Annotated in this window: 12 protein-coding genes and 1 tRNA gene; 3 read left to right on the top strand and 10 right to left on the bottom strand. The window is 34.5% G+C overall.

The window, feature by feature from the left end; all coding sequences use genetic code 11:
- The first annotated feature begins 20 nt into the window (after nt 1-20).
- Complete coding sequence (gene prmC, locus ABWU58_RS01850; RefSeq protein ID WP_353283439.1) at nt 21-860, top strand: peptide chain release factor N(5)-glutamine methyltransferase; 840 nt, start codon at nt 21-23, stop codon at nt 858-860.
- Between the two features lie 162 nt (nt 861-1,022).
- Here prmC and ABWU58_RS01845 read toward each other — a convergent pair whose 3' ends face one another.
- From ABWU58_RS01845 to ABWU58_RS01810, 8 genes are all read right to left on the bottom strand, one after another.
- Entirely contained in the window at nt 1,023-1,859 is an 837-nt protein-coding gene (locus tag ABWU58_RS01845; RefSeq protein WP_353283438.1) for a P44/Msp2 family outer membrane protein, read from the bottom strand.
- Nucleotides 1,860-1,982: 123 nt separating this feature from the next.
- Nucleotides 1,983-4,001, bottom strand: a complete 2,019-nt coding sequence (locus ABWU58_RS01840; protein ID WP_353283437.1) for a type IV secretory system conjugative DNA transfer family protein — start codon at nt 3,999-4,001, stop codon at nt 1,983-1,985.
- A 30-nt stretch (nt 4,002-4,031) separates the two neighbouring features.
- The gene (virB11, locus tag ABWU58_RS01835) at nt 4,032-5,024 is read right to left on the bottom strand and encodes a P-type DNA transfer ATPase VirB11 (RefSeq protein WP_353283436.1); all 993 of its coding nucleotides are present in this window, start codon (nt 5,022-5,024) and stop codon (nt 4,032-4,034) included.
- 1 nt (nt 5,025) lies between these two features.
- A complete protein-coding gene (locus ABWU58_RS01830) occupies nt 5,026-6,471 on the bottom strand; it encodes a TrbI/VirB10 family protein (protein ID WP_353283435.1) in 1,446 nt (481 codons plus the stop codon).
- A gap of 16 nt (nt 6,472-6,487) precedes the next feature.
- Entirely contained in the window at nt 6,488-7,288 is an 801-nt protein-coding gene (gene virB9, locus ABWU58_RS01825; RefSeq protein ID WP_353283691.1) for a P-type conjugative transfer protein VirB9, read from the bottom strand.
- The gene (locus ABWU58_RS01820; RefSeq protein ID WP_353283434.1) at nt 7,275-7,955 is read right to left on the bottom strand and encodes a virB8 family protein; all 681 of its coding nucleotides are present in this window, start codon (nt 7,953-7,955) and stop codon (nt 7,275-7,277) included. Before ABWU58_RS01820 ends, virB9 begins: the two co-directional genes overlap by 14 nt.
- A gap of 72 nt (nt 7,956-8,027) precedes the next feature.
- A complete protein-coding gene (locus ABWU58_RS01815; RefSeq protein ID WP_353283433.1) occupies nt 8,028-9,110 on the bottom strand; it encodes a GTP cyclohydrolase II in 1,083 nt (360 codons plus the stop codon).
- 29 nt (nt 9,111-9,139) lie between these two features.
- Nucleotides 9,140-9,227 (bottom strand) — tRNA-Leu (locus ABWU58_RS01810).
- Between the two features lie 190 nt (nt 9,228-9,417).
- Between ABWU58_RS01810 and ABWU58_RS01805 the strand changes: the two genes are divergently transcribed.
- Nucleotides 9,418-10,683, top strand: a complete 1,266-nt coding sequence (locus ABWU58_RS01805) for a metallophosphoesterase family protein (protein ID WP_353283432.1) — start codon at nt 9,418-9,420, stop codon at nt 10,681-10,683.
- A gap of 27 nt (nt 10,684-10,710) precedes the next feature.
- Here ABWU58_RS01805 and dnaA read toward each other — a convergent pair whose 3' ends face one another.
- Entirely contained in the window at nt 10,711-12,093 is a 1,383-nt protein-coding gene (gene dnaA, locus ABWU58_RS01800) for a chromosomal replication initiator protein DnaA (protein ID WP_353283431.1), read from the bottom strand.
- Nucleotides 12,094-12,419: 326 nt separating this feature from the next.
- Between dnaA and ABWU58_RS01795 the strand changes: the two genes are divergently transcribed.
- Nucleotides 12,420-13,157, top strand: a complete 738-nt coding sequence (locus ABWU58_RS01795) for a glutamine synthetase (RefSeq protein ID WP_353283430.1) — start codon at nt 12,420-12,422, stop codon at nt 13,155-13,157.
- An 843-nt stretch (nt 13,158-14,000) separates the two neighbouring features.
- Here ABWU58_RS01795 and ABWU58_RS01790 read toward each other — a convergent pair.
- Nucleotides 14,001-14,591: a hypothetical protein gene (locus ABWU58_RS01790; RefSeq protein ID WP_353283429.1), complete on the bottom strand. Its 591-nt coding sequence runs from the start codon at nt 14,589-14,591 to the stop codon at nt 14,001-14,003.
- Nucleotides 14,592-14,756 lie beyond the last annotated feature (165 nt).

Here is a 14,756-nt window from a genome sequence, read left to right as displayed (position 1 = left end):
AGGAACACATTTTTAGAATAATGAAAACAATCAGCACTTTAATTCAAGAAGGATCGGAGTTATTATCGTCACATAAAGTTGAATCACCACATTTGGATTGTGAAATCATCATGCAGCACGTACTTGGAGTGGAAAGATCATTCATAATTATGAACCATGCTGATCAAGTACCAAGAGACAAAGAACTTTTATTTTGGAAATTAACAAAAAAAAGAGCGGAAAGATATCCAATATCGCAAATAATAGGTAATCGTGAATTCTGGAGTAAAAATTTTATAGTTAACCAGCATGTTTTGGATCCAAGACCAGATAGTGAAACAATAATCCTAGCAGTGTTAAAATATTACCCAAATAAAAAGCAGAGACTAAAAATTGCAGATTTTGGTACAGGCACAGGTTGTTTATTGATATCCGTACTTAGTGAGTATGAATATGCCGTTGGTATCGGTTTTGAAAAAAGCTTGGAAGCATACAAAGTTGCCTATCAGAACACAAAGAAACATAATCTTCTCAGCAGAGCCAAAATATTTCCAAGTTCGTGGACAGAATGCAGCGATTTATTTGATCTGATAATTAGCAATCCTCCATATATTAAAAGAAGCAAATTGAAAGACTTGCAAGCTGAAGTGCAAAAGGAACCAAGAATTGCCCTTGATGGTGGTATTGATGGTTTGAGTTGTTACTTGAGCATTTTTCCAATATTAAGGAGGTGCCTTAAAAAAAATGGGTTTGCGATATTGGAGATAGGTGAAGATCAAAATGATATTGACAAAATAATCCCCTCATACGAATTAGCTTTTCAGGAATATGTATATGACTTAGCGGGAATGAAGAGATGCATTGTTATGCAAAAAACATAGCTAATGTTTTCTTGTATTATCTCCTTCATCCCATATTATCCTATGTCATCCCAGTACCCTCTACCTCGTCATCCCAGTGCGTGACACTGGGATCTATATTTACTATGGTCAAGCCATAGGATGACAGGAACGGTTTTATGCATTTTTTAAAGGGCAACATGTTTAAGCTTTACTAGCAAAGTGGAAAGTAAGGCCAGCCTCTATGCCGTGTGTATGAAAAAAGCCGTTCTGTATGGTAGTAGATACTTGATTATCACCTGTTTGTTCAGCCATTCCATTTGGCTTACCTGGACCATTATCAAAGTTGGGATCCCATTTTAAGGTGTCTAGTTTATACTCACTGCTACCAATAGCACCAAAACCTCTATATCCGATATGCATATTTACATCTTCGTTTATGCGATAATCAAGGCCAGCTTTTAATTGACCTGCAGGTCTTATTGACGATTTTTCAAACATTGTCATTCTTGTTGCACCAATTCCAATACCAATGTAAGGAGAAAAAGAGAAACGGTCACCCTTCCAATGATGATAAACATTTGCCATCACAGATATGTTCTCAATTTGGTCATGATTGATAATTGATCCATACTGCTCGTTTTTTTCTTTGTACGATATTGTCATCTGGCCGCTTGTTAAACCAATATTATCCACTTTTACAGAAGAATACATTCCTTCCAATTCAGCTCTGTAGCTATTGCCATTCAATTCCCCTGTATAACCCAATGCTACATTTGCAGCAAAAGGTGGATTATAATCTCCTTTATACTTACTTAGTAACTGACCTTCTGTGTTCTGAGCACTCCTGTCATTTATAGATACCTTATTAGTATCTGCAGCATCCTTATCTCCAATTTTTGCTTTCAACTCACCCATGCCATTAAAAAATTGACCATAATACCCACTACCAAAGTAAAATCCTTCTGTTTCACTCGCAAAAGATTGTTGTGACAACAGCAAAGCAAGTGCTGTAACCGCTAATGTTTTTTTACTAATCATTACTACTCCCCTAGTTAAAATAGCTAATCTAATACTAATTAATTAAAAATGGCTTAATATGAAAAACCTAATTATTTGCATAACTTGCACTTTTCTAAGCTAAAAAATAGGCAAAATCAACCTTTATTTTTGATCATTTTTTAATTTATCGTCAATATCCTCATCTTCAAATTCATCCTCCTCTTCTTCGTCATCAAACCCATCATCGCTCCTATCCTCATCTTCCTCGTCATCGAACCCGTCATTATCATCTTCATCTTCAAGCTTATCGTCAATATCTTCGTCTGCAAATTCATCTGATTCATCATATACTGCATCTTCGGTTTTAGTTTCAGCAGGATAATCAACTGAATTAGGTCCCTCAAGAACATTATTCCCCTCGTTATTAACCTTATCTTTGCTCGCAGCGGCAGAAAGAACTTTGTTTGGGTCATATGGTTCTTGTGTAGGCACACGAGTTTGTTTGAGCAGCCTTCTTGTGAAGGTGGTATCACTGTAGTACAAAATTTTCTTTGATTTAATTGGGTAAGTCGATTCTATTAAAATTATCTGATCGTCACGTGGCAACATAATAACTTCTTGAGGCAATAGCAATGCTCTTTGTATTTCAGAGATATGTAATGACCTTGAAGCAGGATTTAAATCTAAAAATTTAGGCTTATTCAACGATTCTTGTTGTACAGTTTTGTTTCCTATAAGTTGCGATATTAAATTAGCTGTTTCAATATTATTGGCTGCAAAAGTTATTCTGTAAGTCGAGTTTGACAAAAAGGAGTTCATCCCTGCTTCTTCGTATATTCCTTTGAGCTGCTCAGTATCTTGAACAATTAAGAATAACCTAACTCGATAACCACGAAAATATGCAATACCTGTTTGAAATTGCTCCATTTTTCCAAGCGTAGGAAACTCATCCATTAAAAACAATACACCATAAGGCTCATCATCCGATGGCAATTTTCTACATAAAAACTCAGTTGCCTGTTGGTAAAAAACCTGCATTAAAGGCCTGAGCCTAGTCAAGTTGTCAGGAGTTAAACCAACATAAACTGTAATTTTCTTCTTTTTAAAATCTAGAATATTAAAATCACTTGACGCAGTTGCAGTATCAATCAATGGGTTTGCCCACAATTCAAGTGATGAGTTCATGGTTGATACAACACCTGACCTTTCTTTATCAGCTTTTTGTAAAAAAGCTGCAATATTCATATATGCTACAGGGTGTAGTATTTTACCCATTGTATCAAGAGCAACAGCAAGATTATAAACCACGTCATCACTACGCATCGTACGCACAACTTCACCAAAAGATTTAACTTTCTCTGGTGCAGCAAGTAAGTATAATACCACTCCAACAAATAAGCTTCTTGCTTCATTCTGCCAAAAGTCTTGTTCAGGCATGATTAGGTTAGCTATTTTCTGCACATCGTCAACCATCTGCCCAGGTTTTTCACTAATCCATTGTAATGGATTGTAACAGTGACTTATTCCATCTGGCTGCGCTGGATTCCATACGTATACTTTTTGTCCTTGTCGTTCTCGCCAACCACTTGTTATTTCATAGTTTTCTAATTTTATGTCGTGTACAATTACCGAGTCAGTCCAAAATAATAAATTAGGAATTACAAAGCCAACACCCTTACCAGAACCTGTAGGTGCAAATAACAATGCATGCTGAAACCCATCAGAAATGAAGTATCCTCTTTTATCTTTACCAAGCAATAATCCCTTTTTGCTTCTTAATCCTGCTTTTCGTATGTCTTTCTCTGATGCCCATTGCGAGTCTCCATGAAGTGATTCTTTCTTTTTAAATGGTCGCCACTCAATTATCCTTTCTCTTAAATTCCATAAGATAATCATTAAAACAACAATAGGCAGTGCAGAAGATATAATTAATGTGATTTTGAGCTCAAGGCTATATAACTCTGGGTGGTGCCAACAATATTGTATATAATCAAAAATCGTTGGCCAAAGAGCTTGAGGGAAAGGCGTCAAACTAGGATTAATTGCCTTAAAATCCACAGCATCCGGACCGTCAACTAATAGAAAGAACAATATACCAGATAGATAGAAGCAAAACTCAAGTACGCTAAAAGCTACTACACCTCCTATGAGAATATTACGTAGGTGATTTCCATTACTCATAAACTACTCTTTTTTAACTTATGTATAAATTTAAGCATTTTCGCTCGCAGATCTAGTAAATAATATCTCAGAAATGCTTCTTTTGCCCCCACCGGTTCTTTTTAGCTGAATAACAATATCAATCACATTTCTAATGTATGGTATAATTTGGTCTGGAGGAATGCCAAGATTTGCCTGCATAACCATCAATTTTATTTGCTCAAGGGCCATTGTTGGACTATCCGCATGAAGGGTTGATATTGATCCAGGGTGACCAGTATTTATCGCCCTAAGAAAACTAAAAGCTTCCGCTCCACGGAGTTCACCAACTATTATTCTGTCTGGCCTTAAACGTAAGCACGCCTCTATCAAATCTTGAGTGGTTACTTTTGCTCTGCCCTGCCCTCCTTTAGAGGCAATTAGATGGACTTTATTGGGATGTTCGTTCAAAACGATTTCCCTTGCATCCTCAACAGTAATAATTCTTTCCTCATCTGGAATAGCACGCAAAGTAGCATTAGTAAAAGTAGTCTTACCAGTGGAAGTTCCACCGCTAATTATAATATTTTTCTTATTTATTACAGCGTATTCTAAAAACTCTTTTATTTTTTTTTGCCTTAACAGTAAATCCAAATGACGGTCAACTGGATTATCAGTTGCTTCTGTAACAGTTTCAGAAAAAGCCCCCATTTTTTCGTAATCATCGAGTGCTAATTGCATGCTAGAAGGCTTACGAATCGACATGACTACTTTATCAGGTTCACATGCTGGTGGAAATACTATCTGTATACGATAACCATTTGGTAATGTTGCCGAAAGTAACGGTGCTTCTTCGCTAAGTTTTTGTTCTGTAGCTTGAGCAATCAGTCTGCCAAGAGATTTCAAATGGTTAAGATCAAATACTTCTAATTTTTCACACCTTATTTCACCGCGATTTTCAATCCATACTTCCTTTGGCTTATTTATTGATATTTCATTTACGCCTTCTTCTCGAAATATGCCTTGTAATGGCTCCAAATATGTATCAAGTGCAGCATAATTCATTTCATTGATTTAATATTGCCTGTGAAGGAAATACTATATCTTGGTTAACAAATACTTTCAATGCGGTGCCTTGATCGACATAAATAGTTGGTTTTTTATCTGTATATCTGCCCACTATATCTCGCATGTCTTTAGAAAAATCATTGATTGACTTCCCAATTGCTTCATCATAGACAGACTTGCTTTTTCTTTGAAATTGTTGTAACAATTGATTTACATTTTCCAGGCTTATAGTCACCTTGTCTTCCTCAATTTCTAGCGCTTTTGCTATTTCCTTTTTCATTATTTTCAGCAAATCTTGCTCATTTTTAGCATTACGAATTTCTCCAATAGCTCCAAGGCCCAATTTCCATTTATCACTAGATTTATCCTTTGCTGCTTCACCAATAACATCTTTGAGTGAAAAAAAATCTATTTCAGTTGCAGTGATAGACTTTACTGCATCCATAGGAGTTAGCGTATCAATAAGATTAGAAGCCCTTTGCCCTATAACAGCTGAACTAATTGAAACACCAGCAAGTGCCACTGAAGAAAATAATGCACTTATTATTTTATTATCAACTATTCCTGCAATTCCTGCTCTACCAAGCTCGTCAGTACTAAGTGATGAGATAGCAATATCTATTCCATGTGGCAGAATCACTCTGTTCCAATTTATATTTACACGAGCTCTTGCGACATTCGAGTCAAATGAATAACTACCTATCAATCTTGAGCCTTTAGGTATTAAAACTGTATCACCAGTTTCTGCATAAACATCTCTACTCACCATAGCACGCAGCATTCCTTGCAGATCAGAGTTTATTGCAGTTTCAAGAACAGCATCAATAATTTTACCTTGAGTAACCATTAAACCAAGCTTTCCTACTCTGGTAGCTTTGCTCGATTGTGCTGAAGTGTCAGATAAAATAGCATCAGCAGCCTTATTCTCTCCACCATCACTTGAAATTGTTAACATTTGTGCACTACGTCTGTCTCTAGGATAACCGCCACCCCCTATTGTAGGAAACGAGGTAGGTAAATTGCCCATAACATTACTAGAAGGAAAATTTTGCTTTGGCAAAATAGGTATATTTGACACAGGAGTTTCTTTTGGTTTCTCTTCTTCTTTTCTAATTTGTTTTATTTCTGGTATGATTGGTGGTGTAGGAAGAGGAGGTAAGGGTGGTAAGGGATCAGTTATTATTCTTTCAGGAACCATTACATTATCTGGAACTTGTTCCAACTTTCCTTTCAATTCTTGAACGTTTTGCTTTGTTTCCTCTTTTTTAATAACTTCTGAACCCTCTTTGTGAGAAGGACTAAAATAGAGATAATACACTCCACCAACCAGAAGCACTAAAATAACGACCATCAATGCCCTATGACCTTGATTAGAGCCAACTGTTACTACCTTGTTCTCTATTTCTGATTCATCTTCTGAATTGTTACGCCTTTCTTTATTCATATTGCATGTACCACAGCTAAAGTGACCTATTTATAATTTCAACTTCACCATCTTCATAACGCATAAATAGCTTCTTATGTACTCCTTTTACTATAACATAATCATCAAATAACAGCCTTTTACAAGGTTTATCCTCCTCTTCTACAAAAATCTGAGGTATTTTATTATTATCTCTAAATTTTAAATAGGTTAAATAACCATCATCAAATAGCTCAATCGGAACTATATCCGCATTACCACCTTCATCAATATATGTATAATTGTACTTCGTATCATTTTCTTGTATTATTTTTTCTGGCTTGTCTGTAGTATATTGCATTTGAGTAGGTAAAGAAACCTCATCTAAATCAACATCAAATTCACCTTCTTCTTGAGGATAATAAAAACGTACTACGTAAGATATATCCTTTTCAGCAGAATAATCGTGATCCACTTTCTTAGCATCAGTATCTGGGTATTTATCGTAGTTTGGCCTTGAGATTAAATCAAAAATGTAATTTCTTTTTTTAGTTGTTGTAATAATCATGTTAGTGCGACTACTAACTTCAAATGGCATGATAAGCAATTTATTGTCATAAGGATTAATTTTCCAACTTGATGCATCACCAACAGCGATATTTTTAACTTTTTCTCCTTCCGCAAATTCAATGTAAGAATAGTAACCCTGACTAAAAACCACCGTAAATACTTCATTAGGGCTATACACAAAAGTCTTTATTCTACTATCTACAGAAATAGGCTCATTATAATTAATGGATGCGTTTAAATTGCCACTTACAAGTAAAGCTAAAACTAATAATATCCTATACATATTCATCATCTACTCTATATGAAATAACTTGAAATCCTAATGGGTTAATATATCTTTGCTGATCATCCATTTCAAGCGATGCATATCTATATGACATAATAACTATCTTATTTTTTCTTGTGGAACTTCCATCTCTCCGTGTAAATTCTACAAAAAACCTCACCTGAAGAGCATCGTTACCCAATTTTTGAATTGAGCGAATTTTAAATTCACTTTTGGTATCTGAGTATAAATTAAAAAGATCATCCATATTCTGCGATCCTACATAATTTCTAAATTCATTATACACATTAGGTGAGGAAAACAACCTCACCTTTGTATAATAGTTATAATTATAATGATATGGATCAAAAACCTCCCTTGCTTTTATATACTCTGAAATAAAATAATCGTTTAGCGCTTCATCTGCAGAATACTGTTTTACTGTAACAGGATCAACCAATTGCACTATTCCTGATTTCTTGTCAATTTCTATAACAAATGGCTCAATAGTGCTACTTGTGCTAATTTTAAATATGACTAATATGCTGATAGAGATCGTTGCTAATAATATTAATGCAAATAAAAGTAGAATATTCCTTTGAGCAATAACTGTGCTGTAGCGGTTTGAATTCCAATCTATATCCTTATCTAAGGATTCAGTATTTTTTTCTCGCTTAAAAAATCTTAGCATTTTAGTATTCCTAAAAATCTTAACTTATGTTAATAAACATAGCAAATTAACAAAGTAGTTACAACAAAAAAGCTAAAAAACTCTTAATCTATGGCCTAGCTTACCAAACTTTGTCTCCATATATGAATCGTTATATTTATTACGTTCCACAATAAGGGGTAGACACTTTGTAACTCCTATACCATTACTTTCCAATTCTGACAATTTCCTATCATTGTTTGTAAGTAATTGGATTTTGTTAATGTTCAATTTCTTAAGCATTTTAGCTGCAACAGCAAAACTCCTTTCATCATCTTCAAAACCTAATATTCTGTTTGCATCAACAGTATCAAGATTATGTCCTCTTTGCATACTGTACGCTCTTAACTTATTAGTTAAACCAATGCCTCTTCCATCTTGCATCAAATACAATATAATACCACTTCCAGAGTCAGCTATCATTTGAATTGCTTGATGTAACTGACTTCTGCAATCGCATGATAAGCTATCTAACAAGTCACCCGTATAGCACGAAGAATGAATTCTTACTAATGGTTCGTCATCTTTATCTGGATTGCCAATGATAATTGCATGATGTTCTCTTCCACCACTTTTGGTTCTATAAGATATGATATTTACTTCTTGAGTCTGTTTTAAAAATAATGATGTTTTGCACACTTCATATACATCCTGATTTTCTTGAAAATTATTTATGAATGACGTGTCCAGTGCAATAACGTCATTTTTCTCGCACCAATTTCGCATTTCATGGTTATTCTCAAAAGTCATATCAGCCACTAACGCGTATGGCAATAATTCTGAGAACTTAAGCAAGGCAATAGCACATTCATCTATTGTCTTTGAGCATTGCAACTCTCTTATGCAATCTTCCTTTGAACAGTTTATTAAAGGGAGCAGTTCATCAAAATTATTCACCAACAGACGTTTGCTGTTATGTTCTTTATTCTGAGATATGTATTTTACCTTACTTGAAGTTAAAGTAACATATACATTACTTGATATAAGCTTGTATTGATTAAATAAATCTCTTTCTAAAGCCTCAGCAGCAGCGAACAATAGGTAATTACTTTCATCATATATTACAATTGGCCGGCCGCGCCTGATTTCGCTGATAGCTCTTTCTACCTTATTGCTACTCTGATTTCCTATAAACATTTTTACCCATATTAAACAGCGATAAAAACTGGTGCGGCCGAGAAGACTTGAACTTCCAAGGCCTTATGAGCCACAGCGACCTCAACGCTGCGTGTCTACCAATTCCACCACGGCCGCACTATATTCTAGTTTTTATATAATTATTTTAAATTATTTAATCATTTTAGAATTTTTCATCTAGAGTGTCAATCTGATACTAGAATAATTTGGAAATTGCTTGTATAATTTGATTATGAATTTTATGATTATAAATTTTAATCATTTAAGACAACCTTACTACTAATTTTTAACTTAGGTTTTTATACAAATGAATGTAGCTAATATCTTTATTTTTTTAGCTCTCTCTCTTATAACTAGCTTTCATTTCGTCCATGCACAGATATTATACACATGGTCTCAAGTTATCCCAGAAAATAAATTAAGCATACGTGCAATTACAGACAATGACATGTGTCCCATTGTTTATGTCGATGGCGAGGAAATAGAAATGCTGAATCGCAGCTCAATTAACAATGGTGATCATAACGAAACAGTTTGTGAACTGACAGTACAAACAAGTGCCAAAAACATTAGTATTGAGGATCTACGAGTTCCTATATTACCAGAAAAGGTTAATAAAATCGCTTTTATTGGTGATACGGGTTGTAGAATAAATATGTTATTTCAGCAGGAATGTAATTCGGTAGATAGCTGGCCTTTAAAAAAAAATTTAGATTCAATCGCCCTTCATAAACCAGATTTAATTATCCATGTTGGTGATTATCATTATAGACAAACAAAATGTAGAAATACAAAAAAGTGTGGCGATATTTATGGATATAATAAAGAAGTTTGGTACGCTGATTGGTTTGAGCCTGCAAAGGATATTTTATCACAATCCCCTTTCCTTTTTGTTCGTGGAAACCATGAGAGTTGTGATAGAGCATATGAAGGATGGTTCAGGTATCTAGATTCATACCCCTTTTCGTCTGAAAAATGTGGAAACTTCGTTTCTAGTTGGTCCTTAGATGCTGGACCGATGAAATTTTTTATCTTCGACTCTTCATCCGGTGAGGATATTTTTACAACCCAAAGCACAATTGATGCTTTTGAAAGGCAATTTGATAAATTGATACAAGATAAGCCCACGTGGTTTTTAACTCATAAACCGCTTTGGAGATCTCCAAAAAAAGAATTTTTGACATTAAAAAGCCATGGTAATCTTACACAAATTGAAGCTTTTGGAGATAAATTTCCAAGCAATGTTACTACCATAGTTTCTGGCCACATTCATATAGCCCAGATTTTATTAATGGATAATGTTCCAGACCAGATTATAGTTGGAAATGGCGGTGCATCATTACACGCTCAAGATCAAGAGCATGTTTATCAAAATGTAGAATTTGACTATTCAAATGGTAGAAACTACTTAGCACACGAGGTTAGAAACTTTTTTGGCTTTGGCTTTGCAATACTAAATTTAGATGATCACGAATTTACCTTCTATAATCAACACAATAAGGAAATGTATTCTGCAAAGCTAACAGAAGATTTTAAACTTAAACGGATTAAAACTATAGTCGATTCATTTTAGGATTTGTTATTAGCTATTTTAAAAACGCTACTTAAACATCTTTTTTAATCGATTGATTTCATCAGCAAATTTTGAGTCGGTCTTTATAAAATTTTCTACTTGTTTTACTGCATGTATAACAGTAGCATGGTCTCTGCCACCAAAGTTTCTCCCAATATCTGGTAGGCTTTTTTGCGTAAATTTTTTGGCAAAATACATAGCTATTTGTCTTGGCCTTGCAAGACTGCGAAGTCTTCTATTGGATTGCATATCTGCAACCTTTATATTGAAAAATTCAGCTACTTTCTTTTGTATTTCTTCTATTGTGATTGACCTATGATTTGACCTAAGAAGATCGATTAGGGTTTCACTAGCTGATTCTACCGTCATACTTCTTCCAATTAATGAGGTATGGGTAACCTTATTTAATGCTCCTTCTAATTCTCTTATATTAGATTTTATGTTCCTTGCTAAAAACTCTAGGACATCTTTCGGAACATACATATTCATCTGCTCCACTTTTGCCTGCAATATACCAAGTCTTAATTCAAAAGTTGTTTCATTAATATCTGCCACCAACCCCCAACCGAGTCGTGATCTTATTCTTTCTTCCACTCCATCAAGATCACTAGGAGACCTATCAGCTGATATAACCAATTGCTTATTTTGGTCTATCAATGCATTGAAAGTGTGAAAAAATTCTTCTTGTGTACTATCTTTACCACTGATAAATTGCACATCATCTACCATCAATACATCTACTGATCTAAATTGCTCTTTAAATAACATAATATCTTTGCTTCGCAGCGCTGTAATATATTGGTACATGAATTTCTCTGCTGATAAATACACCACTTTTCTTTTTGTTGATGGGGAATTGACTATGTGCCAAGCTATAGCATGCATTAGATGTGTTTTACCAAGTCCCACTCCACCATATAGAAACAAAGGATTGCTGCCTAATATTGGATCTATAGATTCTGCCACACGCTTTGCCGCCGTAAATGCTAATTCATTTGGCTTTCCCACTACAAAATTATCAAAGGTGAACCTTGGATCCAGCGGCGAACCAAGATTATGATTACTTTCCTCTCTGTTTTTTAGTATAACATTAAAATTTGAATTCCTTTCCTCAATTACTTGAATATCAATAGAACGTATACTTTTATCTTCGCTTTGCCATAATGATAATATTTTTTTCATGTAATGAACTGTAATCCACTCTTTTATAAACCTTGTTGACACGGATAAAAGAACTTCCCCATTTCTGCTACTGACAAATTTTAGCGAACTCAGCCAGCTGTTATATGTTGCTTCTCCATAAAGATTATAAAGACAATTTTGGATTTTTTCCCAAGTAACATTGTGATCTGTTACTGTAATAATCTGATCAAAAAACATAGTAGAAACCTTAGGGCTAGTTAAGTTCATATACCACACCAAGAAAAAAGCAATAATTAGAAAAACATAAGATAATCAATAGCTTACTGCAAAATGAAAAGCTAATACTACTTAATACATACTAAAAATTATGGTGATTTTTTGATGGGTTGTAAAGGGTATAAAAACACTAAAATTGATCATTTTTATTTCAAAAAAATGAAAAATTTGTAAATGTCGCTTGTATCGAGGATTAGAAGCATGCTATTAAAAATAGTAATACATTATGTATAAATAAGATGTTAAATTTACTGGCAAATAAGTAAAGTATTCATATAAATATAGCTAACCTAATATAGATTTACTGAAGCAAATTTATGATTATATTAAGTAATTTGAGTTGTTATGCTGTATTCGGTATTGAACTAGAGTTTTATATTGAGGGAATAGAAAAAGAATATTTATTTCTGAGTAGCATCAAAAATAAAATAGCATCTCTTGAATTTTCTTGCGAGAAGGAGAATTCTACACATCAATATGAGATAAAAAGTGGTTGTTATACGAACTCCGACAATTTAATTAAGCATTTTGAGTTAGCGAAACAATTACTTACTGAAACAGCACAAAAACTTGGCGGGAATGTTTCTTTTAAAGCAAAGCCTTATTTGGATAGAGCAGGCAGTGCATTAAATGTGCATGTTAATCTCGTGAATTCAAATAACGATAACTTATTTTATATCAATGAGCAAAAGTATAGTGATTATTTGATTCATAGTATTGGTGGATTATGTGCAATGATGAAAAAACATATGTTGTTCTTTGCTCCAAATGATGATTCATATTTAAGATTTCAGTACCCGGATATTCATACTCCAACTACGATTAGTTGGGGAGTAAATAACAGAACTGCTGCGATAAGAATTCCCTATTTTGGCAACGATTCCAAAAGATGCTGCCTAGAGCACCGTGTTCCCGGAGCAGATTGTGACCTTGAAAAAGTACTCACAGCAATAATTGAAGGTATGACTTTTGGTATAGAGAACAAAATTGCTCCGCCAAATAGGGTCTACGGCATTGCGTCTGACCCTCAATATAAGATGGAGAGTTTGATATAAATTCTAACCACGTTGGTTAACAATAGACTTCTTGCATAACCCAAACTAAGTAGAAAAAAGGTATAGCTAACACGTCATACCGCGATTCATTCGCGGTATCTCTTAGCATAGACAAGCAGCGGGATGACAGCAATCCTACGTCATACCGCGATTCATTCGCGGTATCTCAGCCGCTAACATGTAGCGGGATACTTAACCGTCATACCTTAACATAGATCCCGCTAACAAGCAGCGGGATGACGAATTACTTAGCTGTCATGCCGCCGCGAACCGTCATACCGCGATTCATTCGCGGTATCTCAGCCGCTAACAAGCAGCGGGATGACGGTTGTCGGTAGGCCTAAATTACTTTAGCCATAAATACTTAAGAAATTTACCAAACGAAAAAAAAGGCAAAAGAAGCCCCGTGGTTGGCTAATTACTTACATTATACTTTCAAGTATGGCGTTTTTTTATTCTAAACACTTAATAACCGCGATTCAGCTACTTTTAAATGCAACTAACCTAAATTATAAACGTTAAGAAATTTACTAAACAGAAAAAAAGGCAAAAGAAACCCTAGGGTAGCTAGTTATTCACTATCCATTTTTTAAGTTGGCGTTTTTTTATGTTTTAAACGCTTTATAAGCGCGTTTCAGCTTATGTAGGTAGAAATTTTAAGACATAAGGTGCACATAGTGCAAAAAATTAAACATGATATGCCAGATACGTGAGTTTTTTTGTCATTTAATCTGTACAGAGAAGATAAATAAATAGCTTCAGTCTCATGATAAGGGGGCTGGCGGAGTTTGTCAAGGAAGTTTTTCGTTTCTATTCCCAATGTTATACGGTTATGCAAGAAGTCTAATATTTTCCATAGTTAGCCGCAGTTAGCCGCTCTGGCACTGTCATTGGATAATTACTTACGGAAGTTCTCGGAGCATTGGTAGGTTCTTTGATTTCTTGGTAACATCCATTCATATGCATAGGAGGGAATCGCATTAAGTCCATATAGTCCGTTGCGTATTTAGTCCGACTTGTATCATCAGTATCAGCGCTTTCAGAAAGTGAATTACCTTTGAAATCCATATGTTCAGGTAGTCCATTTTTCATTTCTTCTTCTGCTCTTTTCCTTATTATTTCTTCTTCTAGCTCAGCTTCAGTTCTTTCTGGTTCTTTTGCGGATATTTCTGTATCTTTTCCTTCACCTTCATCAACACTGCTATACCCTTCATCTTCTGAAACACCAGTAATTTTAGCAGGCTGTTCTTTTTTAGTTCTTATTTTATGAATCAGCGAAAGTAATAAGTAAGTAACCACAGCAGCAGAAATGATAATGGCTATCTTTGCAGCAATGTGGATTGCTGCTAAAAATATTAAAGCTGATAAAGCCCCAGCTAGTCCAGACACAATAACTTTATTTTTGCCTTTTGTTATATTTAGAATTGCCACCATAATAACCTCTCAAATACTGTTCTAGAATTATTATACAGAAATTTTCTTATATTTGCAATTTTGCGAAAATTTTAATTATTTGCGTAAAGTTTTAAAGCTATACAAGGATTAATTAATATGCAATGTATCTCGACTATAATATTGTACAAACGCACATATTCAGTT

The sequence above is a fragment of the Wolbachia endosymbiont (group A) of Pogonocherus hispidulus genome (assembly GCF_964028195.1).
In the GTDB taxonomy this organism is placed as follows: Bacteria; Pseudomonadota; Alphaproteobacteria; order Rickettsiales; family Anaplasmataceae; genus Wolbachia.
The sequence above is the reverse complement of the archived record's forward strand: the minus strand, read 5'-3'. Positions and strand labels throughout refer to the sequence as shown.

What these genes read in the sequence shown, in the direction of transcription:
- prmC (WP_353283439.1), top strand. Translation starts at nt 21, where the DNA reads ATGAAAACAATCAGCACTTTAATTCAAGAAGGATCGGAGTTATTATCG.
- ABWU58_RS01845 (WP_353283438.1), bottom strand. Translation starts at nt 1,859, where the DNA reads ATGATTAGTAAAAAAACATTAGCGGTTACAGCACTTGCTTTGCTGTTG.
- ABWU58_RS01840 (WP_353283437.1), bottom strand. Translation starts at nt 4,001, where the DNA reads ATGAGTAATGGAAATCACCTACGTAATATTCTCATAGGAGGTGTAGTA.
- virB11 (WP_353283436.1), bottom strand. Translation starts at nt 5,024, where the DNA reads ATGAATTATGCTGCACTTGATACATATTTGGAGCCATTACAAGGCATA.
- ABWU58_RS01830 (WP_353283435.1), bottom strand. Translation starts at nt 6,471, where the DNA reads ATGAATAAAGAAAGGCGTAACAATTCAGAAGATGAATCAGAAATAGAG.
- virB9 (WP_353283691.1), bottom strand. Translation starts at nt 7,288, where the DNA reads ATGAATATGTATAGGATATTATTAGTTTTAGCTTTACTTGTAAGTGGC.
- ABWU58_RS01820 (WP_353283434.1), bottom strand. Translation starts at nt 7,955, where the DNA reads ATGCTAAGATTTTTTAAGCGAGAAAAAAATACTGAATCCTTAGATAAG.
- ABWU58_RS01815 (WP_353283433.1), bottom strand. Translation starts at nt 9,110, where the DNA reads ATGTTTATAGGAAATCAGAGTAGCAATAAGGTAGAAAGAGCTATCAGC.
- ABWU58_RS01805 (WP_353283432.1), top strand. Translation starts at nt 9,418, where the DNA reads ATGAATGTAGCTAATATCTTTATTTTTTTAGCTCTCTCTCTTATAACT.
- dnaA (WP_353283431.1), bottom strand. Translation starts at nt 12,093, where the DNA reads ATGAACTTAACTAGCCCTAAGGTTTCTACTATGTTTTTTGATCAGATT.
- ABWU58_RS01795 (WP_353283430.1), top strand. Translation starts at nt 12,420, where the DNA reads ATGATTATATTAAGTAATTTGAGTTGTTATGCTGTATTCGGTATTGAA.
- ABWU58_RS01790 (WP_353283429.1), bottom strand. Translation starts at nt 14,591, where the DNA reads ATGGTGGCAATTCTAAATATAACAAAAGGCAAAAATAAAGTTATTGTG.